9 protein-coding genes are annotated in these 11,442 nt (G+C 60.3%); 6 read left to right on the top strand and 3 right to left on the bottom strand.

Features of this window, described 5'->3' with window-relative positions:
- The first annotated feature begins 30 nt into the window (after positions 1-30).
- A complete protein-coding gene (locus tag KQ310_RS15410; RefSeq protein ID WP_259722618.1) occupies positions 31-876 on the top strand; it encodes a hypothetical protein in 846 nt (281 codons plus the stop codon).
- Between the two features lie 16 nt (positions 877-892).
- On the opposite strand, the gene polA is transcribed toward KQ310_RS15410, so the two are convergent.
- The 3 genes from polA to KQ310_RS15395 form a co-directional block, all read right to left on the bottom strand.
- A complete protein-coding gene (polA, locus tag KQ310_RS15405) occupies positions 893-3,970 on the bottom strand; it encodes a DNA polymerase I (RefSeq protein WP_259722617.1) in 3,078 nt (1,025 codons plus the stop codon).
- Between the two features lie 55 nt (positions 3,971-4,025).
- Positions 4,026-4,193 (bottom strand): hypothetical protein, encoded by a 168-nt coding sequence (locus tag KQ310_RS15400; RefSeq protein ID WP_259722616.1) that lies wholly within the window; start codon positions 4,191-4,193, stop codon positions 4,026-4,028.
- Positions 4,194-4,400: 207 nt separating this feature from the next.
- Positions 4,401-5,399 carry a hypothetical protein gene (locus tag KQ310_RS15395; RefSeq protein WP_259722615.1) on the bottom strand — a complete coding sequence of 333 codons (999 nt, stop codon included), beginning with the start codon at positions 5,397-5,399 and terminating at the stop codon, positions 4,401-4,403.
- A 182-nt stretch (positions 5,400-5,581) separates the two neighbouring features.
- Here KQ310_RS15395 and KQ310_RS15390 point away from each other — a divergent pair, with 182 nt between their 5' ends.
- The 5 genes from KQ310_RS15390 to KQ310_RS15375 all read left to right on the top strand — a co-directional run bounded on the left by KQ310_RS15390 (position 5,582) and on the right by KQ310_RS15375 (position 11,329).
- A complete protein-coding gene (locus KQ310_RS15390) occupies positions 5,582-6,883 on the top strand; it encodes an SLBB domain-containing protein (protein ID WP_259722614.1) in 1,302 nt (433 codons plus the stop codon).
- Between the two features lie 34 nt (positions 6,884-6,917).
- Complete coding sequence (locus KQ310_RS16075; protein WP_399238654.1) at positions 6,918-7,379, top strand: dual specificity protein phosphatase family protein; 462 nt, start codon at positions 6,918-6,920, stop codon at positions 7,377-7,379.
- Positions 7,380-7,984: 605 nt separating this feature from the next.
- Entirely contained in the window at positions 7,985-9,895 is a 1,911-nt protein-coding gene (locus KQ310_RS15380) for an ABC transporter ATP-binding protein (RefSeq protein WP_259722612.1), read from the top strand.
- A gap of 3 nt (positions 9,896-9,898) precedes the next feature.
- Positions 9,899-10,690 carry a glycosyltransferase family 2 protein gene (locus tag KQ310_RS16070; RefSeq protein ID WP_399238650.1) on the top strand — a complete coding sequence of 264 codons (792 nt, stop codon included), beginning with the start codon at positions 9,899-9,901 and terminating at the stop codon, positions 10,688-10,690.
- 285 nt (positions 10,691-10,975) lie between these two features.
- Positions 10,976-11,329 carry an FkbM family methyltransferase gene (locus KQ310_RS15375; protein ID WP_259722611.1) on the top strand — a complete coding sequence of 118 codons (354 nt, stop codon included), beginning with the start codon at positions 10,976-10,978 and terminating at the stop codon, positions 11,327-11,329.
- Positions 11,330-11,442: the final 113 nt, after the last annotated feature.

Here is an 11,442-nt window from a genome sequence, read left to right as displayed (position 1 = left end):
TGAGACCAAGGCAATGCAGGCCTGAGGCCCATGGCGACGACGATCCACCTCACTGGCACTCCCTCCGGAGCTGATCCCTCACCAGCCCGTCGTCAGGCCTTGGGGCTGGGGGCTGCTCCGCTGCTGGCGCTGCTGCTGCCCTTAGGGCTGGCGCTGCAGCCGGCAGGCGTGGCGGCGATCGAGGCCCAACCGGGTGGTGCCACTGCAGCCGCAGCTCCAGCCGCCACGCAACCAGCTGCCGCTCAGCCACCTGCCACTCAACCCGCTGCCACTGAACCCGCAGCCACTAAACCCGCAGCCACGGATGACAGCGAGGCACCCGGAGCCCGCGAGAAGGCCCTGCTGGAGAAAATCCGCAGTCTCAAGGCACCGCGCTGGCGTGTGTTTGGCGTCTGCCGCTACGACTGGGCCGGCTGGCGGCTGGCCGAGGGCAACGTGCGCACCACAGCAGTGGAATGCGGCAGCCCGCCGGTGAGCAGCAGCGTGGCGGTGCATTGCGACACCCTCAAGCTCACCCGCCGGGTGGGTGATGCCGCCTGGGAAACCTGGCGGCTGCCCTTCTCCCGCGACGAATCCACCACCCTGGGCGGAGAGGACGAAATGATGGCCAGCCTCTGCGCCAACGTGACCCCAGCCTCGACCCCAGCCACGCTGCCCCCGGCGGCCCAACCTGCCGGGGACAATCCGGCCCCCAAATCAGCGACACCGCAGACAGCAGCTCCGAAAACGGCGCCTCCGAAAACGACGGCTCCAACCACAACAGCACCGAAGAGCACCGCGCCAAAAGCCGCTGCACCGAAAGCGGCGGCCACCAAAACCGCAGCCCCAAAGCCAGCGACCGCCAAACCCGCTAGCTCCAAACCAGCGGCCCCCTGATTCGGGCAGAAAGCCCTTACTTCGCCTCCATCCAGTTCGGTCCCACCCCTGTCTCCACCTTGAGCGGCACCGAGAGGGTCACAGCCTCTTCCATCGTGCGGCGGGTGAGGGCCAGGACCTCCTCCAGCACCTCCGGGGCGCTTTCGAGCACCAGTTCGTCGTGCACCTGCAGCAGCAACCGGGCTGGCAGGGCGCGGCTGTGAAGCTCCCGCTGCAGCTGGATCATCGCCAGCTTGATGATGTCCGCCGAGGAGCCCTGGATCGGTGCATTGGCCGCCGCCCGCAACTGCTGGGCCTCGAGGCCGCCGCGATGGGCCACCTCCAGGTCGATCGCCAGCGGATCCTTACCGAGCAACCGCCCCAGCCCATGGGGATCGAAGGCGAAGGGCCGGCGGCGGCCCAGGATCGTTTCCACATAACCGCGGGAGAGGGCCAGCCGTTCCTGCAGTTCCAGGAAGGCAAACACCCTTGGATATCGCTGCTTGTACTTGCTCAGGAACTCCTTGGCGACAACCTGGCTGACGCCGGTCTCACGCGCGAAGCGCTGGGCGCCCATGCCGTAGATCACCCCGAAGTTGATCGTCTTGCCGAGGCGGCGCTCTTCAGGCGTGACCTCCTCCTTCTCCAGCAGCAACCTGGCGGTGAGGGCATGCACATCGTCGCCGCTGCGGTAGGCCTGCAGCAGCACCTCCTCGCCGGAGAGGTGGGTGAGGATGCGCAGCTCGATCTGGGAGTAATCGGCGCTGATCAGCTGCCAGCCCTCCTGGGGTAGAAACGCCTTGCGAATGCGGCGGCTGAACTCGGTGCGGATCGGAATGTTCTGCAGGTTCGGGTTGCTGCTCGAGAGCCGCCCGGTGGCGGTCACGGCCTGGTTGAAATCGGTGTGGACGCGGCTCGTCTCCGGCTCCATGAGGGCCGGAAGAGCATCCACGTAGGTGCTCTTGAGCTTGCTGAGGGTGCGGTGTTCCAGCACCAGCGGCACAACGGGGTGAGCCTCTTCGAGCTTTTCGAGCACGGTGGCATCGGTGCTCCACCCCGTCTTGGTCTTGCGGGATTTCTTGCGATCGAGGCCGAGGGTGTCGAACAGCAGTTCGCCCAGCTGTTTGGGGCTGGCCAGGTTGAAGTCCACCCCTGCCACCGCCTTCGCCTCGCTCTCCAACCGCTGCAGGGTGGCGCCCAGCTCAACGCTGAGGGACTCCAGATAGGCGGTATCGATGCGAATGCCGGTGGCCTCCATCAGCGCCAGCACCGGCTCAAGCGGCAGTTCCACCTGGTCGAGAAGCTGCGGCAAGGCGGGACCCAGCTCCGCCAGTTGGTGGCGCAGCAATGGGGTGAGGCGGCGGGTCACGTGGACATCCATGCCGCAGTACTGGGCCGCCGCGGCGATCGGCACCAGCGCAAAGGTGGCTCCCTTCGGGACCAGCTCGGTGTAGCTGGTGGGGCTGAAGCCGAAGTTGCGCTGTGCCAGCACCTCGAGGCCGTGCCGGGCATTGGCATCGCGCAGGTAATCGGCCAGCAGGGTGTCCATCACCACCCCCCCCAGCTCGAGGCCGTGGCGCAGCAGGATCAGGCGGTCGTACTTGGCGTTCTGGAGGGTCTTGGGGTGCTCCTGGCTGGCCAGCCAGGGAGCCAGGGCGGTGAGCACCTGATCCAACGGCAGCTGGGGGGCCACCATCGGTGGATCGCTGAGCAGGTCTTCCACACCGAGCGGCTGGTGGCCGATCGGGATGTAGGCCAGATCGGCGGGGCCTTCCCCCCAGGCCAGGCCGATCCCCACCAGCTCCGCCTGAAAGGGATTGAGGGCCGTGGTCTCGGTGTCGAGCGCCACGGGGGCCGCTGGATCGGTGAAGCGATACAGCCGGTCCACCAGGGCGGAGAGCGCCTCGGTGCTGGTGACCAGCTGGGGCAGCAGCGCTGGCAGGGCCGGCGCTGCATCGCTGTCGGGGTCAGGGTCCGGGTCGGGATAGGGATCTGAGTCGGAGCCAGTTGACTGGTGCCCGGGGGCTGGCGTTTCCTCCCCGGCGCTGGTGGACGGCACCTCAGCGGCACGGGCCTCCTGCTGGGACTCCGGCGGCAGCGCTGCTGAAAACAGCTGGGCGAAGCTACCCACCTGCTTCGCGAGGCTGTAGAGCTCCAGGCTCTCCAGGCTGCTGCGCAGCGCCTCGGCGTTCACCGTCCCGAGTTCAAGGCGCGGCTCGCTCGGCAGAGGGATGTCGACAAGGATCTCGGCGAGCATGCGGGAGCGGTAGGCACTGCTGCGGCCCTCCTTCAACTTGCCGAGCAGGGCTCCTTTCAGGACCCCCTTCGGATCCTTGGCCTTCGGTCCTGCTTGCTCCAGGGCTTCGAGGGCGCCATACACGCCATCCAGGTGTTCAAAAGCAGCCAACAGGTTGATGGCGGTCTTGGGGCCCACGCCTTTGACACCCGGGATGTTGTCGCTGCTGTCGCCGGTGAGGGCCTTGAGGTCGACGACCTCCTCCGGCGTGACGCCCAGCTTGGCGATCACGCCCTCGCGCCGCACCTCCAGCGGGCCTGCATTCTTCGCATAGGGTCCGCCACCCATGTAGAGCACGGCAATGTCACGCTGGTCGTCCACCAGCTGGAACAGGTCGCGGTCGCCGGAGAGGATGCGCACCCGCCAACCACCTGCGACGGCGCGGTTGGCCAGGGTCCCGAGCACGTCGTCGGCCTCGTAGCCGGGGGCCATGCACAGAGGGATATCGAGGTTGTCGCGAAGGATCTGCTGCAGGTTGTCCAGGTCCGCGAAGAAGTGTTCCGGCGCTTCGTCACGGTGGGCCTTGTAAGCCTCGTCGGCCTGATGCCGGAAGGTCGGCTCGGCCGTGTCGAACGCCACAACCAGCCCCTGGGGAGTGAGGCCCCGACAGTGATCCAGCAGCGCCTTGAGGAAGCCGTAGGTCACCGAGGTCGGCACGCCGTCCTTGGTGCTCAGCCCGCCTTCGCCACCCTTGCTGAAGGCGTAGAAGCTGCGGAAGGCCAGCGAGTGGCCATCGATCAGCAACAACAGCGGCTTTTCGCCTCCAGATCTCGCTGTTGCCACGCCGTTGCCTGCATTGCCTGGAATCCAGCCTGCCATCAGGCCCGTTCCTGGAATCGCAATGAGCCAAACAGCATCGAAATCACCATAACCGTCACTGGATCTGGCCATCGTCGCCCCAAGGCAACGGCGCCAGTAATTCCATCAGGTTGGCAAGTGGACATGGCTCGGAGATGCCAACAGGAACTCGGATGACCTGACGAGCCATCAGGCGGATTGACTGGATGATCACTTCCATGGCGCACGTCTCTATGGTGCGCATCTTCAGAGAGACTGCCCTCAGTTATCATAATGTCATTCGACAAGGCATCAATGGACGACGCAAGAAGGAAGAGTCGCCCATCCCAATCAATACAGAACTACTCCTTCGACCCTACCAGATGCTGAATGGAATCCACGAAGAGATTGAGCCAGTCATGGCGCGCCTGCAACGGCAAAGTCGATCAGGACAGTCTCGAGAAAATCGCCATCAGAACGACATCGAGGCTCTTACCAAGTAGCGAGTCTGGCAGGGATTTGTCGTGCACAATCCCTCAAGGTAGTCGGGAGTGTTACCGAGGAAGTCGGTAGCATAGATTGTGAGCGTGAAAGGGATGTCCCGCAGAGGAAGCACTGAGATGCCCGCACCGATGCCATAGCCAAACCACTCCGCTCCGATCGAAAGATGGGGACCGAAGAAAAGATTCAGGGATCCAATCGGTCCCCATCGGCAATCGTTGCCCTCTGGATAGTTAGGACTGCTGATGTTATTACCACTCAGGCAGTTCGTGGAGCCGATCACGCCATTGCCCTTGTAGCCGAAGAAATCAGAGCCAATTCCAACAGTCGCAACAGCGAGGAAGGGATCAGGGCCGCCTCGGAAGGGGATAGCCTGAGAGAGCACGAGATAGAAGTTACGCCCTTGATCAGTATTGTTGTCGAACTGGATGATGTGCTCACCACCAAAGGCTAAACCAGTGGTAGGAGTGAGGTTCACTGCGGTCCGAAAGCCGAGGCTTTGCGCTGCAAATTGAGGGGTGCCACCATCTCGACCAGAGAGGCTCTGGGTTGTCCACTGAAGGCCGAGACTGGCGGACTCACTGCGAAAGGGTGTAAGAAAGATATCTGCTTCAAGATCAGCGCATTTCAAAGGGTCGCCTGAAGCTTCGGGAAAACAATCCCGGGTCCGAGAAATGCCTAACAGCGTTGTTGTGACAGTGAATTCCGGATCAGCGGCAAAGCCGTTGTGAACATACAAAGCCGTGTCGGGGTAGGGGGCGCCGTTGACAGTGATGCCATTGGCAAGGTTGCGCACCTCTGGCACCGCCGGTGGAAGGATCTCGGGCAAGCGGGGAGGGTCGGGGCGCTCGCTGGTTGCCACCATGTCTGGGGTGATCACCTCCTCCTCCGGAACAAGGGTCCAGGCCAGCAGGTAGCTTTGAACGGGATCTGAAGATTGCCCCTCAGCAGCATTGGTACCTTCAGGCATCAGGGAGTTCGGTAGCGCCAACAAAGGCACCTCTTCCCAGATGAGGTGCTGTGGTGGTGTGTTGGAGGCCTGTTCGGCAGAGTGAGGCTCCCAGCGCAGAGGAAGGGAAGCAGGTTGAGCAGACGCCCTCGGGCCCAGCACGGGTGCCAGGAGCGAAAACGCAACCGTTATAGGCGCCAGGAATGCAACGGATTCCCGTGCTTGCACTGGAGGGCGTCTCAACTTGGATCAATGTATCGGGACTGTCAGGGATGCGTCGCCGACCCTCATCAAGCAACCCAGGCCATCCATGGCAGCATGCCGAGGGATTGCTGACGGAACCGGAACCCGAGATGGCCAACCAGGGGAGAAAACGTCCCGGCAGAGGCCTGTCCCTGCTGGTTCTGGGGCTGGTCAAGACGTTATGTCTGATGGCGACCGTGCCGGCCCTGGCACAAACCGCTGATGCGCTGGCGCCGGCATCAGGGCTGACTCCGGCTGGAGAATCATCCCGGAAAGAGATTGAAGAATCTTCTGCCATTGAAGACGATCCCTATATTCTTGGAGCAGGCGATGGCCTCAATCTGCGTTTCCTGGCCGTCTCGGAACTATCGGGTCCACTGGAGATCCTTAACGATGGAACCGCCTCGCTCCCGTTGGTGGGCAACGTCTATCTCAGCGGACTCACCTTATCGCAAGCCAGCCTCTGGCTGGAGACACTGTATCGGAAGCAGTTGCAGCGACCCACCCTTCAATTAAGTGTGGTACGACCGCGCCCACTACGAATAGCTCTGGTTGGGGAAGTGGAGCGCCCTGGGCTCTATACCCTCACCACAGCCGAGGCCTCCAATACCCAGGTCGGTGTCTCGATCAGCGGTCCTCCCACCTTGGTGGACGCGATTCAGAAAGCGGGCGGCATCACCACGATGGCGAATCTACGCAACGTGTGGCTCCAACGACGCATGCCGGGCACGAAGCCTCGTTTCAAACGAGCGAAGGTCGATCTTCTGGCCCTAGTTCGCGACGGCGATCAGGTTCAGAATCCACTTCTATTTGATGGTGACACGATCAGAGTTGAGCGGGTCACAGAGGAATCAGTAGAGACCGCCGTGGAGATTGCCGCCACCACCTTGGCGCCACCAGAGATCACCGTCAATGTGGTAGGAGAAGTGAAGTCTCCGGGTAGGCTGGCTCTCCCTGCCAACACGTCATTAATGAAGGCGATCCTCTCGGCAGGTGGTCTTCAGAGCTGGAGGGCAAACAAATCCAAGGTCGATCTGGTGCGGATCAACCGCAACGGCAGCGCCATGCAACGCACTTACCGGCTCGACTACAATGCAGACGTATCCATCGACAAGAATCCCCCCTTGGTAGATGGCGACACAGTGATCGTGAACCGCAGCCGCTATGCGGTGAGTTCCGATGCGATCCGAGCGGTGAGTGATCCGCTCAGTGGCCTCGTGAATGTGCTGACCCTGTTCCGGCTGCTCGACAACACCAACTGATCTACGCGACATGATCCGCAAAAACTGATCTGAGATGGGCTTTCAATTCAGCTGGGTCTTGGTGAACAAGCTGGCCCTGGGTCGGGCACCCCGTCAACCGGAAGACCTCCAGTGCCTGGAGCAAGCTGGTCTCAGGAGCGTGTTGAGCCTCTGCTCCAGGGAGGAAGCAGCCTTGCCGCCCGACGCGGAGACCCGATTCCGTTGCCATAGGGTGGCGCTGCCTGATCCCCGCAAGGGCCTGGCACCCCTGCCGCAGCAACTGAGGGCGGCCGTAGCAGAGCTCGATTCTCTGTTGCTCTCTGGTCCGGTGTACCTGCACTGTGTGGCCGGAATGGAGCGCTCCCCCCTGGTGGCCATGGCCTGGCTGATGCAGCACCGCCGCATGGACCTGCACGCTGCCTTGGTCTATCTGAGCGAGGTCCACCCCGCCAGCCGGCCCCAGGTTGATCAACTGGCGGCATTGCAGGCCTGTGGCTTCGGGGCCCAGGCCGTCTGAGATGGACAGCGAAACTTGAGAAGGGCTGGTTCAATGGGTTCGGATCGAGATGCTTGAGCCCTGCTCGCGTCCGCCCACTCGAGTCACCTGTGGTGTGCCTGAATACCATCAGATTGGGACGAGCTGCCTGTTGACTGCTGCCATTACCACAATCATGACTCCAGCTCACCACTGCTACGCCTCGAACCCTTGAAGGACGAACCAATAGACACCCCAGAACAAGACCAGCCGATCTATGTGACCAAGCCTCATCATCCCTCACCAGAGGAGGTGGCAAGGTCGCCAATATGGGTCTGGGAACACCCTATCTTTATGGCAGCATCGTAACCGATGAAACCACAATCAACCCGATTGGGCTAGGTGACACAGCAGATTGCAAATATTCAGGACCACCGCAAAAGAAACGACACTAGTTCAGAACAACATCCGTTGATCGCAGTGCAAGTCGACAGGCGAAGCATCCGCCGAGCTTTTCAAAGTATTTCTGTGAAGATCATTGGACAGGTTGCTGGCCTGCCCGTGGAGTTTCCGAAAGGTAAGACCACCTGATGTCCCGAATTAGCACACGGTTTTTCATCTCGAGTCTGAAGCGGTTATCCCGGAAGTTGACTGCAGTTCTGGGTATCCAGTTCAGCCAGGAACCGGCCTCGCGGCTGATCCGGTTCACGGCGCTGAAGCAGTGGAAACTGCTGGCACTCGCTACCGCGAGCAATCTGGGCCGGGCGGCTCTGGAAGGGGCCAGCCTCGGCACAGTGTTCCTGGCGGTGGATCTGCTCAGCCAGGGCACCGGTGGTGCGGTGAGCTGGCAGACCAAGCCGCTGATTTCGGGGCTTCCGGCGCTGGTGGGGTGGCTTGAGGGGGTAGAGCCAACGAGCCTCTTTATTGGATTGATCCTGCTGGCAGTGGTCTTGAAACTGATGCAGGCCATGCTGCAGTTTCTCAACAGCGTGAGCGTGGGCTGGTTCGCGGCCCGCTGCAGACGACGCATCAGTGGTCTGATCCACAGCCGCATCACGGCCCTGAGCTTCGCCTGCGCCAGCGGATTCCGGGTGGGCGACTTGAATGAACTGGCCGTCAGCGCTCCCGATACGGTGCGGCTGGAGATCGAGATGAGCAACGCCCTCATGATCCAGCTGCTGATGGCCCTCACCTACCTGGCGGTGCTGGTGACCCTTTCGCCCTGGCTGCTGCTGGCCGCCGCGCTGATCGCCCTGGTGGTGGTGGCACTGCAGAAGCAGCTGCTGCCGCGCATCCGCCGCACCGCCGGGCTGCTCACGGCGGCGGGCGTGGCGATCAGCAGCCGACTCACCGAAACCATCCAGGGGCTGCGGCTGCTGCACAGCCAGGGCTGGCTGGAGGCCGCTGATGCCGACTTCCACAAGGGGCTCGGGGAGCTGGAGGAGGCCCAGCGGCGCCAGGCTCGGCTGCTGGCGGTGCTCGAGCCGGTGAGCGGCCTGATGCCGCTGCTGGCCATCGCCGCCATCACCATCGTGAGCGTGCTGGCTTTCGGCGCTCGGGCGTCAGGGGCCCTGCCGCGGGTGGTGGTGTTCATCCTGACGCTGCAGCGGCTGAACGGTGCGGTGAACGGCATGGCGTCGAGCTACACACTGCTGAGCGCCAATGCGGCAAACCTGCAACGGCTGAACGGCTTTCTGCGCCCCGACGACAAGCAGTTGCGCCGGCTAGGTGGTGTGCCCTTCACGGGGCTGGGCGAGGGCATCCGGCTGGAAGGGGTTGGGCTCCGTTACGGCGCCGACCGCCCCTGGGTGCTGCGCGGCATCGATCTGGAGATCCCGAGGGGCCGCACCGTGGCGCTGGTGGGGCCCAGCGGGGCGGGCAAGAGCTCGATTGCCGATCTGCTTGCAGGGCTTTACGAGCCCAGTGAGGGGCGCATCATGATCGACGGGGTAGAGCTGGGCGAGCTGGATTTACCCAGCTGGCAGCGCCGGCTGGGGGTTGTGAGCCAGGACACTTTTCTGTTCAACGCCACCTTGGCCGAGAACATCGGCTTCTGTTGCCTGGGAGCGAGACCTTCAGCGATCGAGGCGGCGGCGGCGCGGGCTCAGGCTGCCGGCTTCATTGAGGAGCTGCCAGAGCGCTACGACACGTTGATCGGTGAGCGTGGCTATCGGCTGAGCGGCGGCCAGCGGCAGCGCATCTCCTTAGCTCGCGCGTTTCTGCGCGACCCAGGGCTACTGATTCTAGATGAGGCCACCAGCGCCCTAGATTCAGCCAGCGAGCGAGTGGTGCAGCAGGCGATCGAAGCGTTCGAACGGGAACACACGGTCCTGGTCATTGCCCACCGGCTGAGCACGGTCGTCAATGCAGATCATATCGTGGTAGTTGATGGCGGAAGGATCGTGGAGCGAGGTAGCCATTTTGAGCTGCTGGAAAGCCCTTATGGCCTCTACCAGGAACTGTGGTTAAGGCAGAGCAGGGCTGGGAGTGACTTTATGGAAACGCTTGCACATGTCACGGTCACGGGCCCCGTGGAAAAGGGTAATCCAGAAGAATAAACAATGAAGGTATCCATCATTACACCCTCGCTTAACTCTAGACTCTGGATACGAGAGTGTGTCGAGAGCGTTGCCAGACAGAGCGTGAAAGATTGTGAGCATCTTGTTATTGACGGAGGGTCCTCTGATGGCACTATTAATGAGCTGGAAGAACTTGCGCGAGAGCACCCACGGCTTAGATGGCACTCATCGGTAGACAGAGGGCAGTCAGATGCCATGAACCTGGGCTTTTTAGCTTCTACTGGACTAATCATAGGCTTCTTGAATTCCGATGACTATTTAGCCGATAATGCACTGACATCGGTTTTGGAAGCCTTTGAGTCAAACCCTAAAGCAGATATAGTCGTCGGCAATTTGATTATTATTAACAACGAGGGTGCAACACTTCTTCGCTCGTCAATTCGCATGATTGATCTGTTGCTCTATCAATCCTACAAGTGGCCACTTAATCCATCGTGTTACTTCTACAGGCGGCAAGTGCAACATGCCGTGGGGTCTTTCCCAGTGGATGAGCATTTTGTGATGGACTACTGGTTCCTCCTTCATGCATTTCGTGACTTCAGAAGAGTCAAGATTGACAAGTTACTTGGCTATTTCAGGACTCATGATCATAATAAGTCACGAATTGAAAATACTATTAGAAGCAGGCTTGAGTCAAGAAGGAGAGAATTCTTGGTGGAGCGAGAGTCACTCGCATGGCGGCTATTGTGGCAGTTCTGGAATGCCGTATTGGCGTCTAAGTTAATGATGCTACGTCTGTTGCGGTACTCTAAACGATCTTTGACAAAGATATAATCCCATGCTTGGTGCTAAGTTGTATTCTCGTAGCACCCAAGACGCGATAGTCTTGCCCTCTCACGCCTGGTCTAAACGCATGACTTATCATGCGCTCATGAGGATTAGATGCCTAATGCCCTGGTTGTTAGTACTGCTGTCATTTCAGTGACATAAAATGCAATCCCGCCTCTGAGATTGCCATTCGAGACAAGTGAACAGATCTTCCTACTCAGCGTGAAGACTTATCGGTGTAGAATTATTGGGATGCCTTCTACGCGCACTCTCTTTAACTTCTGAATTCAGATGACCAAAAAACTGTTTCGTAAGCTCCTAGGAATGCTTGGATATAGTATTCAACGCAAAGGTGGAATTCCTCCTGAAGCGGATCCCTTTACCGTGATGCAAAGACTATGTGTCGGCAACACTGAGCCTATCATTTTTGATGTTGGCGCGCATCATGGCGAAACAGCATTACTGTTTCGAAGAATTTTTCCAAATTCTATGATTTATTGTTTTGAGCCATTTCTTGAGTCCTACAATGCTTTGACTCTTGCTGTAGGATCTGATCCGAAGATAAAGCTATTCGATTATGGATTGGCTGCCATCAATGGAATCCACAAGTTTCACTCTAAGGAACCTCTGGACAACGAGTCCTAAAAGAGAGTCTGGAGCCGCGGTTTGTTCGGGATGAACTATTTGAGGATGGATCGGGTGTTGATCAGCCTGAATTCACCTTTGTGGACGCTGAATCTTGCCCATTTGGGGTGGTG

The organism is Synechococcus sp. CS-1328, assembly GCF_025128095.1.
Lineage (GTDB): Bacteria > Cyanobacteriota > Cyanobacteriia > PCC-6307 > Cyanobiaceae > CBW1002.
This window is presented reverse-complemented; position numbering and strand designations above follow the sequence as displayed.